10 protein-coding genes are annotated in these 16,806 nt (G+C 70.3%); 4 read left to right on the top strand and 6 right to left on the bottom strand.

Annotated features, from left to right (window positions below; all coding sequences use genetic code 11):
* Positions 1–3: 3 nt before the first annotated feature.
* The gene (locus ACFWZ2_RS24085; protein ID WP_384548862.1) at positions 4–2,517 is read right to left on the bottom strand and encodes a DEAD/DEAH box helicase; all 2,514 of its coding nucleotides are present in this window, start codon (positions 2,515–2,517) and stop codon (positions 4–6) included.
* Positions 2,518–2,638: 121 nt separating this feature from the next.
* On the opposite strand from ACFWZ2_RS24085, the gene ACFWZ2_RS24080 reads away from it, so the two are divergent.
* Positions 2,639–3,433, top strand: coding sequence for a metal-dependent hydrolase (locus ACFWZ2_RS24080; protein ID WP_384548860.1), 795 nt, complete (start codon positions 2,639–2,641; stop codon positions 3,431–3,433).
* 23 nt (positions 3,434–3,456) lie between these two features.
* Here ACFWZ2_RS24080 and ACFWZ2_RS24075 read toward each other — a convergent pair whose 3' ends face one another.
* The 4 genes from ACFWZ2_RS24075 to ACFWZ2_RS24060 all read right to left on the bottom strand — a co-directional run bounded on the left by ACFWZ2_RS24075 (position 3,457) and on the right by ACFWZ2_RS24060 (position 10,966).
* A complete protein-coding gene (locus ACFWZ2_RS24075; protein ID WP_384548858.1) occupies positions 3,457–5,154 on the bottom strand; it encodes an ABC transporter ATP-binding protein in 1,698 nt (565 codons plus the stop codon).
* Positions 5,155–5,411: 257 nt separating this feature from the next.
* Positions 5,412–7,304 carry an ABC transporter transmembrane domain-containing protein gene (locus tag ACFWZ2_RS24070; RefSeq protein ID WP_384548856.1) on the bottom strand — a complete coding sequence of 631 codons (1,893 nt, stop codon included), beginning with the start codon at positions 7,302–7,304 and terminating at the stop codon, positions 5,412–5,414.
* 60 nt (positions 7,305–7,364) lie between these two features.
* A complete protein-coding gene (locus ACFWZ2_RS24065; RefSeq protein ID WP_384548854.1) occupies positions 7,365–9,146 on the bottom strand; it encodes an ABC transporter ATP-binding protein in 1,782 nt (593 codons plus the stop codon).
* The gene (locus ACFWZ2_RS24060; RefSeq protein ID WP_384548852.1) at positions 9,143–10,966 is read right to left on the bottom strand and encodes an ABC transporter transmembrane domain-containing protein; all 1,824 of its coding nucleotides are present in this window, start codon (positions 10,964–10,966) and stop codon (positions 9,143–9,145) included. The genes ACFWZ2_RS24065 and ACFWZ2_RS24060 overlap by 4 nt, the downstream gene beginning before the upstream one ends.
* Before the next feature lie 254 nt (positions 10,967–11,220).
* Here ACFWZ2_RS24060 and ACFWZ2_RS24055 point away from each other — a divergent pair, with 254 nt between their 5' ends.
* From ACFWZ2_RS24055 to ACFWZ2_RS24045, 3 genes are all read left to right on the top strand, one after another.
* Positions 11,221–11,964, top strand: coding sequence for a L,D-transpeptidase family protein (locus ACFWZ2_RS24055; RefSeq protein ID WP_384548850.1), 744 nt, complete (start codon positions 11,221–11,223; stop codon positions 11,962–11,964).
* Between the two features lie 80 nt (positions 11,965–12,044).
* Entirely contained in the window at positions 12,045–13,703 is a 1,659-nt protein-coding gene (locus ACFWZ2_RS24050) for a peptide-N4-asparagine amidase (protein ID WP_384548848.1), read from the top strand.
* Between the two features lie 160 nt (positions 13,704–13,863).
* On the top strand, positions 13,864–15,303 hold the full coding sequence (locus ACFWZ2_RS24045) for a cation:dicarboxylate symporter family transporter (RefSeq protein ID WP_384548846.1): 1,440 nt from the start codon (positions 13,864–13,866) through the stop codon (positions 15,301–15,303).
* Here the strand turns inward: ACFWZ2_RS24045 and ACFWZ2_RS24040 are convergent.
* Positions 15,242–16,705: a Gfo/Idh/MocA family protein gene (locus ACFWZ2_RS24040; RefSeq protein ID WP_384548844.1), complete on the bottom strand. Its 1,464-nt coding sequence runs from the start codon at positions 16,703–16,705 to the stop codon at positions 15,242–15,244. The genes ACFWZ2_RS24045 and ACFWZ2_RS24040 overlap by 62 nt on opposite strands.
* Positions 16,706–16,806: the final 101 nt, after the last annotated feature.

The raw sequence follows: 16,806 nt of genomic DNA, 5'->3' as shown, positions 1-16,806 counted from the left end.
CGCTCAGAGCTGCCCGACGTCCGTGACCCGGACGACGGCGCGGCCCTCCTCGTCGGAGGCCGCGAGATCGACCTCCGCGCTGATGCCCCAGTCATGGTCGCCGTTCGGGTCGGCGAACGTCTGGCGGACGCGCCACAGACCGTGTTCCGGATCCTCCTCGATGAGCAACAGCTTGGGACCACGCGCGTCGGGGCCGGTGCCGAGATCTTCGTACTCGTCCCAGTACTTGTCCATGGCCTCACCCCAGGCGTCCGCGTCCCAGCCGGATTCGCCGTCCAGCTCGCCCAGCTCCTCCACGTGGTCGAGGGCGGCCAGCTCCACCCGGCGGAACAGCGCGTTGCGCACCAGGACACGGAAGGCGCGGGCGTTCGCCGTGACCGGCTTGACCTGGTCGGCCTTCTCCTGGGCCTCCTCCGCCGTCATGACCTCGGGGTTGGCCAGCTGCTCCCACTCGTCGAGGAGGCTGGAGTCCACCTGACGGACCATCTCGCCGAGCCAGGCGATCAGGTCCTCGAGGTCCTCGGACTTGAGGTCGTCCGGGATGGTGTGCTCCAGGGCCTTGTACGCGCTGGCGAGGTAGCGCAGCACGATGCCTTCGGTGCGGGCGAGTTCGTAGAAGGACGTGAACTCGGTGAAGGAGAGCGCCCGTTCGTACATGTCGCGGATGACGGACTTCGGGGAGAGCGGGTGGTCGCCGACCCACGGGTGGCTGGTGCGGTACGTGTTGTACGCGTGGAAGAGCAGCTCCTCCAGGGGCTTCGGGTACGTGATGTCCTGGAGCCGCTCCATCCGGTCCTCGTACTCGACGCCGTCCGCCTTCATCAGCGCCACGGCCTCGCCACGCGCCTTGTTCTGCTGGGCGGCGAGGATCTGGCGCGGGTCGTCGAGGGTGGACTCCACGACGGACACCATGTCGAGGGCGTACGAAGGGGACTCCGGGTCGAGCACCTCGAAGGCGGCGAGGGCGAACGTCGACAGCGGCTGGTTCAGCGCGAAGTCCTGCTGCAGGTCCACGGTCAGCCGGACGATGCGGCCGGTGGCGTCCGGCTCGTCCAGCTTCTCCACGACACCGCCGTCGAGCAGCGAGCGGTAGATGGCGATGGCCCGACGGATGTGGCGCAGCTGCTGCTTGCGCGGCTCGTGGTTGTCCTCGAGGAGGTGACGCATAGCCTCGAAGGCGTTGCCGGGGCGGGCGATGACGGAGAGCAGCATGGTGTGCGTGACCCGGAAGCGGGAGGTCAGCGGCTCGGGCTCCGAGGCGATCAGCTTCTCGAAGGTGCCCTCCGACCAGGCGACAAAGCCCTCGGGAGCCTTCTTGCGGACCACCTTGCGGCGCTTCTTCGCATCGTCACCGGCCTTGGCCAGCGCCTTCTCGTTCTCGATGACGTGCTCGGGCGCCTGAGCCACCACGAAGCCCGCCGTGTCGAAGCCCGCCCGTCCGGCGCGCCCGGCGATCTGGTGGAACTCCCGCGCGCGCAGGGTGCGGACGCGGTTGCCGTCGTACTTGGTGAGCGCGGTGAACAGCACCGTGCGGATGGGGACGTTGACTCCGACGCCCAGTGTGTCCGTGCCGCAGATGACCTTCAGGAGACCGGCCTGGGCGAGCTTCTCCACCAGGCGCCGGTACTTGGGCAGCATGCCCGCGTGGTGCACGCCGATCCCATGGCGTACGTAACGGGAGAGGTTGCGGCCGAACTTGGTGGTGAAGCGGAAGCTGCCGATGAGATCGGCGATCTTGTCCTTCTCCTCGCGCGTGCACATGTTGATGCTCATCAGCGACTGCGCGCGCTCGACGGCCTGAGCCTGCGTGAAGTGCACGATGTAGACCGGAGCCTGCTTGGTCTCCAGAAGCTCGGTGAGCGTCTCGGTGATCGGCGTCAGGCGGTACTCGTACGACAGCGGGACCGGGCGCGTCGCGGAGCGCACGACCGAGGTGGGGCGGCCCGTGCGGCGTGTCAGGTCCTTCTCGAACATGGAGACGTCGCCGAGCGTCGCCGACATGAGGATGAACTGCGCCTGGGGCAGTTCGAGCAGCGGGATCTGCCACGCCCAGCCGCGGTCAGGCTCGGCGTAGAAGTGGAACTCGTCCATGACGACCTGGCCGATGTCGGCATCCTTGCCGTCACGCAGCGCGATGGAGGCGAGGACCTCGGCCGTGCAGCAGATGACGGGGGCGTCGGCGTTGACGGACGCGTCGCCGGTGAGCATGCCGACGTTCTCGGTGCCGAAGAGCTTGCACAGGTCGAAGAACTTCTCCGACACCAGTGCCTTGATGGGCGCCGTGTAAAAGGTGACTTTGTCCTGGGCCAGGGCCGTGAAGTGGGCGCCCGCGGCGACCAGGCTCTTGCCGGAGCCCGTCGGGGTGGACAAGATCACGTTGGCCCCGGAGACCACCTCGATCAGCGCCTCCTCCTGGGCCGGGTAGAGAGTGATGCCCTGGTCCTCGGCCCACGACGAGAAGGCTTCGAAGAGGGCATCGGGGTCGGCATCCGGCGGCAGCTGATCGATAAGGGTCACACCCCCATCTTGCCTTCCTTCTCACCCGATCAGGGAACCGGAGGTCCCTACGAAGATCACGAACGCTACGCTGTGTCGCCAACGGGGCGTCAGTTCAACGGAAATGGGGCGGGCAAGAACAATGATGGGACCGGCACACTCACTGTCGGGAGCGGCGGCCTGGCTCGGTGTCGGCGCGGCCTCGGCGGCCGCCGGGCACACGATGCCCTGGCCGGTCCTCCTGGTGGGGGCACTGATCTGCGCCGGGGCGGCGCTCGCACCCGACCTCGACCACAAGTCGGCCACCATCTCGCGTGCCTTCGGCCCCGTCTCCCGGGGCCTGTGCGAGATCGTCGACAAACTCTCCTACGCCGTCTACAAGGCGACGCGGAAGCAGGGCGACCCGCGCCGCTCAGGCGGCCACCGGACGCTCACGCACACCTGGCTGTGGGCGGTGCTGATAGGAGGCGGCGCCTCGGCCCTGGCGATCTTCGGTGGGCGCTGGGCGGTGCTGGGCATCCTCTTCGTCCATATGGTGCTCGCCATCGAAGGACTGCTGTGGCGGGCGGCCCGCGGGTCGAGCAGCGACGTGCTGGTCTGGCTGCTCGCCGCGACGAGCGCGTGGATCCTTGCCGGAGTGCTCGACAAGCCGGGCAACGGCGCGGACTGGTTGTTCACGGAGCCCGGCCAGGAGTACCTGTGGCTGGGGCTGCCGATCGTGCTCGGCGCGCTGGTGCACGACATCGGGGACTCGCTGACCGTTTCCGGATGCCCGATCCTGTGGCCCATCCCCATCGGCCGCAAGCGGTGGTACCCGATCGGGCCGCCGAAGGCGATGCGTTTCCGGGCCGGCAGCTGGATCGAGCTCAAGGTGCTGATGCCGGTGTTCATGCTGCTCGGCGGAGTGGGCGGCGCGGCCGCGCTCAACTTCATCTGAGGCGCGGCCGCACCAGCCCCGATTCAGGTGGCTGCCGTGCGCTCGCCGTGCCAGGAGTGCCAGAGTGCGGCGTAGGCGCCGCCGGCCGCCACCAGATCGTCGTGGGTGCCCAGCTCCGTCACCCGACCGCCTTCCATGACCGCGACACGGTCGGCGTCATGGGCCGTCTGCAGCCGGTGGGCGATGGCGATGACGGTCCGGCCGTGGAGGACGGCGGCCAGGGCACGTTCCGTGTGGCGGGCCGTCGTCGGGTCGAGCAGCGCGGTGGCCTCGTCGAGGATCAGGGTGTGCGGGTCGGCGAGCACGACACGGGCCAGCGCGAGTTGCTGGGCCTGCGCGCCGTGCAGCGTCCGGCCGCCGGGGCCCAGCTCGGTGTCCAGACCGTTCTCGAGGCCGTCCGCCCAGTCGGCGCCGACCGTGGCGAGGGCGGCCCGCAGTTCGGTGTCCGTCGCGGACTCCGCGGCGATCCGCAGGTTGTCGCGGACGGTCCCGAGGAACACGTGATGCTCCTGCGTGACCAGGACGACCTGGCGGCGGAGGCGGTCGGGTGGCAGGTCGGCGACCGGGACCCGGCCGACGGTCACCGTGCCCTTCACTGGTGCGTCGATGCCCGCGAGCAGCCGACTCAGGGTGGTCTTGCCCGCACCGGAGGGGCCGACGATGGCGAGGCGTTCACCGGGGCGGACCGACAGGTCGACGCCGTGCAGGACCTCGGGACCTTCGCCGTACGAGAAGCAGACACCGTCGACGTCGATCCGGTCGTCCGCGGGGACGCCGACCGGACGGCGGGCAGCGGGGACGTCGGCAGTGGAGTCGGGGGCCGCCGGGCCCGTGGAAGCCGCGGCCAGGCCCTCGACCTTGGCGAAGGAGGCACTGCTGCTCTGCAGGTTCTCGACCTGCTGCAGGATCGTGTCCAGCGGCTGGGAAAGCTGCCGCAGGTACAGGGCGCAGGCCACCACGGTGCCCAGGCTGACCGCGCCGCGGTCGTGCAGCACACCGCCGACGAGCAGGACGACGACCACCGGGACGGCGTACGAGATGTCGATGGAGGGGAAGAGGACGGTGCGCAGGAAGAGCGTCCGGTCACGAGCCTCCTCGCACCGCCCGATCTGCCGCTCGCTCTCCGCGATACGACGTTCCCGCAGGCCGAAGGCTTCCACGGTGCGGGCTCCGGAGGCAGTGGCGGCGAGCACCTCGGCCAGGTCGGAGTGGGCCGCTCCCTGACCGAGGTAGGCGGTGTGCGCACGGCGCAGGTACCAGCGGGTGGCGAACCAGATGCCGATGAGGCCGAGCACGCCGCAGGCGCCGAGCAGCGGGTCGAGCAGGAAGACCGCGCCGAGGATGAACAGGGCCTGGACCGCCGCCACGAAGACATCGGGCCCTGTGTCGCGCAGCGTCTGGCCGGCCGTCGCGACATCGGTGGTGCCGCGCGCGGTCAGGTCTCCCGCCCCTGCGCGCTCCACGACCGAGGCCGGCAGGGCCAGTGCCCGGTCGACGAACTGCTCGCGGATACGGGCCAGGGTTCGCTCGCCGAAGCGGTGGCCCAGGTAGCGGGCGTGGCGGGCCAGCAGGAGCTGGGCGACGGCCCCGGCGAGGATGCCGAGGGCGAGTCGGTCCACGGTGGAGACGCTGCCGCCGTCCTTGACGGTGTTGATGATGCGGCCCAGGAGCCAGGGGCCGATGAGTCCCGCGGCGGCGGCAAGCGCGTTGAAGACGATCATGGCGGTGAACGCGCGGGCGTCCTGCCGGATGAGATGGAACGCGGCGCGGCGGACCTGGCGGGGGCCTGCGACGGGCAGGTGGCCGGGCGGCGACGACGGCGGTGCCGGCGACGGCGAGGGCTCGGCGTGGGGCTCTGTCTTCGCGCTGGTCCCGTCCGTCCCAGTGGGCCGTGCCTCACCACGGGATCGGGTGACGCGGCGGGACAGCGCCGTCCGAAGGGATCGGGCCCGGGACCGGGCCGTTCGACGGGACTCGGTCATCGGAGGGCCTCGTGAGTGGGCTCGGCGTCGGGACGGCATCCCGAGCGGTACCTTTTCTCACCCGGCTCACCGCCTTCGTCAGGCACGTCAGGAGCCTCAAGGACATCAGGCTCCTCGCCCTCGGCGCCGCCCTCACCCTCGGTACCGCGCGACACCAGGAGCCGGTAGCCGGGCTGTTCGGTGAGCAGGTCGGCGTGGCGGCCGGTGGCGGCGAGACGGCCGTCGACGAGGTAGTGGACGACGTCTGCCTGGTCGAGGAGCAGGGGAGAGGTGCTGGTGATGAGAGTGGTGCGACCGGCGCGGGCCGTGCGCAGTCCGGATGCCATCTTCGCCTCCGTGTGGGCGTCGACCGCAGACGTGGGTTCGAGCAGCATGAGTACCTCCGGGTGGGCGAGGAGGGCTCGCGCCAGGCGGACGCGCTGACGTTGGCCGCCGGAGAGGTTGCGGCCCTGGGCGTCGAGGGAGGAGTCGAGTCCGTTGGGCAGGCCGAGCACGATGTCCCTGGCCATGGCCGCGTCGACGGCGTGTGCGAGCGCGTCGTCGTCGGGATCCCCGCGGCCGGCGATCGCCGAGCGCAGGGTCCCGGCGAAGAGGTCGGCTTCGTTGTCCGCGACGAGGATGCGTGCACGGACCTGGTCCAGTGCGACGGCGTCGAGCCGGACCGCGCCCCACGTGGCGTCGGTCGGGGCGAACCGGCCGAGCCGGTCGACGATGTCGGTGCACTCCGAGGTGCGGGCGCTGACCAGCGCCGTCATGAGGCCGGGCGCGACCTCCACACCGGACCATGGGTCGCGCAGCACGGCAGGCTTCGCGGGCCCGTCCACCTCATCGCCGTGCCGATCGGCCGATCCAGTGGGCGCCGTGTCGCCGCGATCGCCGACGGGCCCCACGATCTCCGGATCCGGCTCCAGGTTCAGGAACGCGACGACCCGCCCCGCCGATACCAGGCCACGACTGATGTCGTAGCCGCTCTCGATCAGGGAGGCCACGGGCACCACGAGGACGGCGACGTAGCCGTACACGGCCACCAATTCGCCGACGGTGATGGTTCCTTGAGCCGCCATGCGTGCGGCGAGCCACGTCACGGCGGCGAGGAACAGGGCGGGGAGGCCGAGTCCGAAGGCCTGGATCCAGCTCATCGCAGAGCCGACGCGGTAGCCCTCGTCCCGCAGTTTGCGCGAGCCTTCGCGGTAGCGGGCCGCGAAGACGCCCTTGCCGCCCAGGCCGTTGAGGATCCGCAGTCCGCCGGCGAGGTCGCCGAGCACGGCGGCGAGTGCGCCCTGCCGTTCGCGGTACGCGGTCTCGGCGCCCTGCAACCGCCCCAGCAGCGGACCGACCAGCACGGCGAGCAGCGGCACGCCGACGAGCACCACCACGGCGAGGAGCACGGAGACGGACAGGAGCAGAGCGGCCACCACGACGTAGGCGATCACCGCGCCGACACCCGGACCCGTGGCGGTGAGGGTCTGGCTGATCACGCCCACATCGGAGTGCCCGATCGTGACGACCTCGCCGGTCGAGACGCGGCGGGACAGTCCGGCGCCGAGCCGGGTGGCCTGGTCGACGACGACTCGGACCGTGCGGAAGTAGGCGTCGAGCCGGACCCGGGTCATCGTGCGATGCCGCATGATCGCCAGCCAGGCGTTGAGGACGCCGATGCCGAACAGCGCCATGCTCCAACCCACCAGCGCGCCCCGGTCTCCCGGCCGCAGACCGTCATCAATGGCGCGCGACAGGATGTACGGAGGCAGAGTCAGGCAGATCATCCATACGGTGCCGAACAGGGCGCCTGTGGCGATCCGTTGAGGCTGGGCGGCGGTCACCCACCAGAGGTACCGGGCAGCGCTACGACGATCGGGAGTGCCGGGATTCGTGCGCGATGCAGCCATTCACGAACCCTAACCACCACGGACTCGGGGCCACCGGGCAGGCCCGGCCCGGTGACCTCCCTATCCGTGCCAGGACCGCCACAGCGCCGCGTACGCCCCGTCGGCCGCCACCAGCTGGTCGTGGCCGCCCAGTTCACTGATCCGGCCGTGCTCGACCACCGCGATGACATCCGCGTCGTGCGCGGTGTGCAACCGGTGGGCGATGGCCACGACCGTGCGGCCGTCGAGGACGCGGGCGAGCGAGCGCTCCAAGTGGCGTGCCGCGCGCGGGTCGAGGAGCGAGGTCGCCTCGTCGAGGACGAGCGTGTGCGGGTCGGCGAGGACCAGCCGTGCCAGCGCGATCTGCTGGGCCTGCGCGGGAGTCAGCGCGAACCCGCCGGAGCCGACCTCGGTGTCGAGCCCCTCGGCGAGGGCCCGTGCCCAGTCGGCAGCGTCGACCGCGCCGAGTGCCGCCCACAGTTCGGCGTCGCGTGCCCCGGTTCTGGCGAGCCGGAGGTTGTCGCGCAGCGAGCCCACGAAGACGTGGTGCTCCTGGTTGACCAGGGCCACATGCGCGCGCACCTCCTCGGCGGGCATGTCCGACAGCTCGGCTCCGCCCAGCGTGATGCGGCCTGTGCGCGGCCCGTAGATCCCGGCGAGCAGCCTGCCCAGTGTCGACTTGCCCGCGCCGGACGGGCCGACCAGGGCGACCCGCGAGCCGGGTTCGACGGAGAGGGAGACCTCCCGCAGCACATCCACGCCCGTGCGGTAGCTGAAGTGCACGTCGTCCGCGAGCACTTCGCGGCCCTCCGGTGTCACGGAGGCATCGCCGGCGTCCGGTTCGATGTCCCGTACGCCGACCAGGCGGGCCAGGGACACCTGGGCCACCTGCAGCTCGTCGTACCAGCGCAGAATGATGCCCAGCGGGTCGACGAGCATCTGCGCGATGAGCACGCCGGTGGTCAGCTGGCCCACCGCGATCCAGCCCTGGAGGACGAAGACCCCGCCGATCATCAGCGTCGAGCAGAGCACGGTGGTGTGGGTGAAGTTGATCGCGGGGAACAGCACCGACCGCAGATAGAGCGTGTACCGCTCCCAGGCGGTCCACTCCTTGATGCGACGTTCCGACAGGTCGATGCGGCGCTGGTCGAGGCGGTGGGCCTCGATGGTGCGGCCCGCGTCCACGGTCTCGGCGAGGGCGGCGGCCACGGCGGCGTATCCGGCGGCCTCCGAGCGGTAGGCGGCCGGTGCCCGCTTGAAGTACCAGCGGCAGCCGACGACCAGCAGTGGCACGGCGACGAGGACGGCAGGTGCCAGCGGCGGTGCGGTGATGGCGAGTCCGCCGAGGAGCAGCACCACCCACACCACGCCGATCGCGAGCTGCGGTACGGCCTCGCGCATGGCGTTGGCGAGGCGGTCGATGTCCGTGGTGATCCGGGAGAGCAGGTCGCCCGTCCCGGCCCGCTCCAGGACGCCCGGCGGCAGGCCGACGGACCGGACGAGGAAGTCCTCGCGCAGATCCGCCAGCATGCGCTCGCCGAGCATCGCGCCGCGCAGCCGGACCTGCCGCACGAAGACGGCCTGCACGAGGAGTGCGAGCGCGAACAGGCCGATGGTGAACTCCAGATGGAGGTCCTCGGCGCCGGTGGAGACCTTCTCGACGAGGTCGCCGAGCAGATAGGGACCGGCCATGGAGGCGACCACGGCGAGGGTGTTCACCACCATGAGCAGGATGAAGGCCCGGCGGTGGCGCTGGAACAGTTCGCGCACATAGCCGCGTACGGTCGCGGGCGCGCCGACGGGCAGGGTCTCCGCCGTGGTGGGGGCCGCCGGGTCGTACTCCGGTGGCGCCAGGCCGATCATGCCGTCTCCTCGATGTCGAGATCTGAAAGGGCGTCCATGGCGACGCGGTCGTCGTCCGTCTCGCGGGTCACGACGGCGCGGTACCGGGGCTCGCTGTGCACCAGCTCGCGGTGTTCTCCCACCGCGGCGACCTCGCCGTCGTCCAGGAAGACGACACGTTCGGCGCGGTCGAGGATGAGCGGCGACGAGGTGAGGACCACGGTCGTGCGTCCCTGGCGCAACCGCCGAATACCGTCGGCGACCCGTGCCTCGGTGTGGGAGTCGACGGCGGACGTCGGCTCGTCGAGCACCAGAGCCTCGGGGTCGGTGACCAAGGAGCGCGCCAGGGCGAGGCGTTGGCGCTGGCCTCCGGAGAGGGAGCGGCCGCGCTCCGTGAGGTGGGCGGCCATCGGGTCGTCGTCCACCGACGCCTGCGCCAGCGCGTCGAGGACGTCGGAGCACTGGGCCGCGGCGAGAGCATCGTCGGGGCTGACGGCTCCCGACGACGGTACGTCCAGGAGTGCGCTGAGGGTCCCGGAGAGCAGAACGGGGTCCTTGTCCTGGACGAGTACGGCGGTGCGTGCGGTGGTCAGCGACACCTCGTCGAGCGGAACGTCACCGAGACGTACGGAGGGCAGATCGGCCGCGCCGTCGAAGGCGGGGTGCCCACCGAGACGTTCGGCGAGCCGACCCGCTTCGTCCGGGTCGCCGCAGACCACGGCGGTCAGCCGACCGGCGGGGGCGAGGAGTCCGGTCGCCGGGTCGTACAGGTCACCGGCGGGCGTGGCGCTGTCCGCTGCCGACGGTTCGGTGGCGGATGAGGTCGACGTACCCGTGGGCTGCGTGGTGCGCTCCAATGACAGGACCCGTGCCGCCCGCTTGGCGGAGGGGCGGGAGAAGGAGTACGCCATGGCGATCTCCTCGAAGTGCCGCAGCGGATAGCTGAGCATCATCACCGCGCTGTAGGTGGTGACGAGTTCGCCGATGGTGATGCGGCCCTCGCGGGCGAGATGGATGCCGTGCCAGACGATCGCGATCAGCAGGAGACCCGGCATCAGGACCTGGATGGCGGAGATCGTGGCCCACATCCGGGCGCTGCGTACCGCGGCCGTGCGGACCTCCTGGGACGCGCGGCGGTAGCGGTCGAGGAAGAGTTCCTCGCCGCCGATGCCGCGCAGCACCCGCAGGCCCGCGACGGTGTCCGACGCCAGTTCGGTGGCGCGGCCCGCCTTCTCCCGCTGGAAGTCGGCCCGGCGGGTGGCGCGGGGCAGCAGGGGGAGTACGGCGACCGCGAGCACCGGAATGCCGACCGCGACGACGACGCCGAGTGCGGGCTGGTAGACGACGAGTCCGACGGTGACGAGGACGACCGTGAACGCGGCGGCGGCGAATCGGGAGAGCGCCTCCACGAACCAGCCGATCTTCTCGACGTCCCCGGTGGAGACCGCGACGACCTCACCGGCGGCCACGCGCCGGGTGAGCGCGGAGCCGAGCAGCGCGGTCTTGCGGGCGAGGAGCTGCTGCACGCGGGCGGCGGCGGTGATCCAGTTGGTGACCGCGGTGCGGTGCAGCATCATGTCGCCCACCGCGACGGCGATGCCGAAGGCGACGATCAGCGCGCCCGCGAGGGCGAGCCGCTCGCCGGAACGGTCGACCACGGCCTCGACGGCGATGCCGACCAGATACGGCAGGACGGCGATGGAGCCGAAGTGCAGCAGGCCCCAGGAGAAGGATCTGAGCTGGCCGCCGAGCTGGTTCCGGCCGAGCCACAGCAGGAAGCGAGGCCCCGACCGGGCATCCGGAACACCGGGGTCGGAATATGGAAGATCGCGAATCTGCATGACGTCCCAGAACTCGGAGCAGCGGAGGGCAGTGAAGGGCAGTGAAGGGCAACGAAGAGTGCTTGAGGGTGCTGGAGGGCAGCAGTCGGCCCGGCGGGAGCCGGGCGGACGGCGGTGACAAGACGTGAAAGGTTCGCCTCGGACGGTGGGCCGAAGCAAACGATTTTCCGCCCGACGGTAAAGAATCGGCCCGATCTCCACGAGCGAGGAGGCTCCGGACAGGTGCATCGCACACCGGGTGCGACCATGGGCTGATGCGAATAGCCGGAGCGGTGCGAGCGGCGGTCGTGATGGCGGCCTGCGGTGTCCTGGTGACGTCCTGCGGCAGCGGGGACGACTCGGCGAAGAAGCAGGACGACGCCGATCCTGGACAGGGCAAGAACACCCATGCGCGGGCCGTGGATCCGAAGCGCATCCCCGATGTGGGGGACCGGTTCCAGTCGAAGATCCCCAAGAACTCCCAGCAGGTCCTCGCGGTCTACGGCGAGGGCGAGGACTCCGCGAAGTCCTCGATCGTTCTTTATACGAAGTCCGGGCCGAAGGACGCCACCTGGGAGAAGACCCGCAGCTGGTCCGGCCACAACGGCAGGAAGGGCTGGACCACCAACCACCGGGAGGACGACAAGCGCAGCCCGGTCGGCGTGTTCACGCTCACCGACGCGGGTGGTGTGCTCCCGGACCCGGGGGCGAAGCTGTCGTACTCCCAGAGCACCTCCATGCAGGCGCCGCACTACTGGCCGAAGCCGTACTGGCATGACTTCGACTACGTCATCGCCATCGACTACAACCGGGTCAAGGGCACCCCGCCGAGCGATCCGACGCGCCCGCAGGGCAGGTCGAAGGGCGGCAGCATGTGGGTACACATGGACCACGGCAGCGGTACGTCGGGGTGCGTGAGCCTCTCGAAGTCGGGGATGGAGTATCTGCTCCGTACGCTCGACCCGAAGCTGCATCCGGTCGTGGTGATGGGTGACAAGGCGAACCTCAAGGCGGGCTGACGCTCAAGGCGGCCTGACCCTCAAGGCGGCCCAGCCGCAGGGGCATTGCGGTGATCGTCGCCTGCCCATAGAAATCCCCCATGAGAAGAAGCGTCATGTCCATGCTCGCCGGAGCGGCCCTCGCGGCGAGCGCACTCCTGGGGCCGGGCCCCACGGCGGCAGCCGCAGCCGCCACGCCCGCCGGCCCCCTGCCCACCACCGCCACGCCCCCGGCCGAATTCGGCACCGACTGGCACGACCCGGTCACGGCCGCGCCGCCGGTCCGGAAGCCGCACACCAAGTCCTGCCAAGTCACGGTCGCCGAAGCCCGGTTCAGGGACTTCACGCCGTACAAGGGTGACTACGCGCCTCCGGCCGGGTGCGGGGACCGCTGGAGCAAGGTGGTCCTGCGGATGGACGGCAAGGTCAAGGGGCGGCAGTACGACCGCCTCGGCTACCTCCGCATCGGCGGGATCGAGGTCTTCCGTACGTCCACGCCCGAGCCGTCCCCCGACGGCATCGCCTGGTCCGTGGAGAAGGACGTCACGCGCTACAGCGCGACCCTGCGCGCCGACCAGCCGGTCGAGATGCTGATCGGGAACGTCGTCAACGAGACGTACACCGGTGTCATCGACGTCAAGACCACCCTCACGTTCTACGCGGCGGAGAAGAAGACCGCGAAGCAGTCCTCCGGGGATTCGCCGCAGACCGAGGCCCCCGACCGCGTCCTGCCCCTCCAGGACGACACCCTCACCACCCCGAGCAACAGCGAGCGCATCGTCGCCGAGGTGTACGCCACCGGTTCCGGTGGCGGCTGCGAGGAGTACTGGTACCTGACCGTGCCGGACGCCGCGCCCTACTCGTGCAAGGCGGACGCCGGGCCCTATCGCGAGGTGCAGGTCAAGGTGGACGGGCAACTCGCCGGTATCGCCGCGCCGTTCCCGACCGTCTGGACCGGCGGCTGGTCCAACCCCTTCCTGTGGTACGTGATTCCGGGCCCCCGTGCCTTCGACATCAAGCCCATCGAGTACGACCTGACGCCCTTCGCGGGGCTGCTCAACGACGGGCGCCCGCACCGCGTGGAGGTCTCCGTCGTCGGCGTGCCCAAGGCGCAGACCGGCTGGAGCACCCCGGCCAACGTCCTCGTCTGGCAGGACGAGAAGAGTGACCGCGTCACGGGCAGGCTGACCCGTCACCAGGAGGGCGACCTCGCCAACGAGACGACGTACACGCCCGGTTCGCCCACGAAGGAGCACCGCCTCGACACCGAGGGCGGCCACCGGCTCAGCGTCTCCGGCTACCTGGACACCTCGCACGGCCGGGTCGCGACGACCGTCACGCGCACCGTCTCCACCACCTCCGTCCACCGCTGGACCGAGGGCGAGTCGCTGGACGCGCTCAAGGCCACCTGGACCGACGACGAGAAGGTCACGACGGGCGGCCGTGCCGTGCGCACCGACCGGACGTACACGATGGACGGCACCACTACCCTCGGCGCCGGTGACCGGCTGCGCACCGAGATCTCCCTCGGCGACCGTGCCGAGAGCGTCACGACGCGCGGCGACCGGCGCGCCAACCGGTCGGTGCTCGACGACCGTTACGAGGGCGACGCGACGTACACCGCGAACGTCCCCCGCGAGGAGCGGCACGCCGTGGGCACCTCGCGCGAGCGCTACCGGCTGGTCGGTGACGGCGGTTGCCACGACCGCACGCTCGGCACGGTCCAGGGGATCCTGACGGAGGACAGGCTCCGCTGCTGACCGCCTGCTCCCGAGCCCTTTTGGAGCAAGATCCAAGATTTACCCCGATGTGACACCGGGGTCTTCTGCGGAGGCGGGCACTCCGCAATAGTGACGGCTCGCGGAAGGCGGAAGTCAACTTCCGCATACCAAAAGTCACTTACGCCTCACAGGAGTGCCCGTGCCGCAGTCCGTACCGTCCCTGCCGCGACGCGTAGCACGTACATTGCGCACCTCACTGTTCGCGCAGGTCGCCTGCGCGCTGGTGATCGGAGTCCTCGTCGGACGGCTGTGGCCCCACGCGGGCACGGCCGTCCAACCGCTCGGCGACGGCTTCGTACGACTCATCAAGGCCATGATCGCGCCGCTCGTCTTCTGCGTGGTCGTCGCAGGCATCACCAAGGCCGGAGATCTCAAGGCCTTCGGCCGCATCGGGCTCAAGGCCCTCATCTGGTTCGAGGTCGCGACCACGGTCGCCCTCGTCGTCGGCCTTCTCGCGGGCAACCTCGCGGGCCCGGGCGTCGGCATGAACGTCGACCCCGACACACTCGACGCCTCCGCCGTCGACGCGAAGACCGGCGGCGGCGAACTCCCCTCGACCAGCGAATTCATCCTGCACTCGCTCCCCGACAGCGCGGTCGGCGCCTTCGCCGAGAACTCGCTGCTCCAAGTCCTCGTGCTGTCCTGCCTGGTGGGCGCGGCGCTGCTGCACCTCGGCCAGACCAAGGTGCCCGCGATCCTGCCCGCCATCGAGCAAGGACAGGAGATCGTCTTCGCGATCGTCGGGTTCATCATGAAGCTGGCACCACTCGCCGTGTTCGGCGCGACCGCGCACTTGGTGGGGGAGTACGGCCTCGGCGCCCTGTCGACGTACGGCAAGCTCATCGGTGTCTGTTACGGGGTGGCCCTGATCTTCCTCGTCCTGCTCGGCGTCGCCCTCAAGGCGCTGACCGGCCTGAGTCTGTGGAAGTTCGTCCGCTACACGCGCGAGGAGATGCTGCTGGCGCTCGGCACCGCGTCCAGCGAGACCGTGATGCCGCGCATGATGCAGAAGCTGCGCCAGGCGGGCTGCCGGGACGACGCCGTCGGCCTCGTCTTGCCGACCGGGTACTCCTTCAACCTCGACGGCGCGTCGATCTATCTCTCCGTCGGTACGTTGTTCATCGCGCAGGCCGTCGGCGTGGACCTGACCGTCGGTCAGCAGATCACCGTCGTCCTGGTCCTCATGCTGACCAGCAAGGGCATGGCGGGCGTGCCGGGTTCGGCGTTCCTCGCGCTGTCCGCGACGGCCTCCGCGCTCGGGGTCATCCCGGCCGGAGCGGTCGCGCTGCTCCTCGGCGTGGACCGGATCATGGACGCCATGCGCGTCGCCACGAACCTCCTCGGCAACTGCGTGGCCGTCTTCGTGGTCTCCCGCTGGGAGGGCGCCCTCGACACGGAGCGGGCGAAGAAGGTGCTCGGCGGCGAGATCGCGTTCGTACCGGAGCAGGCTGAAGGCCCGGAGGGGCCCGATGACGTGGATGCCGTCACCGGGACCACCCCCAAGTCCCTGAGGCCCGCTACGCCTTCGGCTTCTCCGAGTCGATTCCCGGACGCGCCTTCTTCCACAGCCCGCGAGTGAAGTCCGGGATCTCCTGCGGCGCGCCCTTCGCCTTGATCGACAGGTGACTCAGCGGCACGGGCGACGTCCATGTCGCGGCGTCGTACACGTCGAAGTCCGGGACGAGGCCGAGCTGCATGGTCTGCATCAGGCGGAAGATCATGATGTAGTCCATGCCGCCGTGCCCGCCCGGCGGGTTGGCGTGCTCCTTCCACAACCAGTGGTCGAAGTCGGCGTACTTGGCGAAGTCGCCCCACTCGTCATTCGTGTGGTCGGGCTCGATGTAGATGCGCTCGGGATAGTCCTCGAAGACGCCCCTCGTGCCGCCGAGGCTGTTGATGCGGCTGTAGGGGTGGGGAGTGGAGACGTCGTGCTCCAGGCGGATGACCCGGCCCTTCGCCGTCTGGACGAGGCTGATGGTGCGGTCGCTCTCGATGTACGTCTCCTTCCAGCTCGGGTCGCCCGCCGGCATGTGCGCCTTGCGGTACTCGGCGAGTCCGAGGGAGGGCGTGCCGAAGCTGGAGATGTGCGTGACGCGGTCGCCTCGGTTGACGTCCATGTAGTTGGCGGTCGGGCCGAAGCCGTGGTTGGGGTAGAGGTCGCCGCGCAGCCGGGTGTGCCACAGGCGGCGCCAGGGCCCCTCGTAGTAGTCGGGGTCGAACATCAGGCCGCGCAGATCGTGGTTGTAGGCGCCCGCCGCGTGCAGCAGGTCACCGAACTTGCCCGCGTGCGCCATGCGGAGGACACGCATCTCGTTCTTGCCGTAACAGCAGTTCTCCAACTGCATGCAGTGTCTGCGGGTCCGCTCCGACAGATCGACCAACTCCCAGAGCTGGTCGAGCTGCAGGGCGATCGGACACTCCACGCCGACGTGCTTGCCGTTCAGCATGGCGGACTTGGCCATGTCGAAGTGGAAGTCCCAGGGGGACGCGACGTACACGAAGTCGATGTCACCGCGCTTGCACAGGTTCTCGTAGTCGTGCTCGCCCTTGGTGTACGTCGCCGGGGCGGGCTGCCCCGCGGCGGTGACCTTCTTCGCGGCGGCCGCGGTCTTCTCCTTGACCGGGTCGCAGAGCGCGACGACGCGTACGCCGGGGAGCGCGAGGAACAGGTCGATCATGCTGCCGCCGCGGTTGCCGAGCCCGATGATGCCGACCCGCACCGTGGAGCGCCGCTCGAACGGCACCCCGATCATGGTGTCGCCCTTGCGGGCGGGCGCCTGTGCCTGCGCGGGAGAAGCCGCGTCGGCCGTCGCGGGAGCCGTCCCCGGGGCGTCCGCCCGGGCGTTTCCCGCGGTGAAGGCGCCGATCCCCAGCCCCGCGCCCGCGAGACCTGCCGTGCGGAGCACCGCACGCCGGGAGTGGCCGTCGGCGGTGGTGTCGGTGGATTCGTCCGGGACCGGTGTCGCGTTCTCGTCGTGCATCGGACCTCCGTCGTCGTGGTCTCTACCACTGGGCGGAAGCCACCCTGATGGGGGTGCGGGCGAGAAGCAAGAGGCTGTAGTGGACGGGGAGTTGGATTTCT

The organism is Streptomyces sp. NPDC059002 (genome assembly GCF_042740435.1).
Lineage (GTDB): Bacteria > Actinomycetota > Actinomycetes > Streptomycetales > Streptomycetaceae > Streptomyces.
Note: the sequence above shows the minus strand (reverse complement) of the source record. Positions and strands in the feature narration are given on the sequence as shown.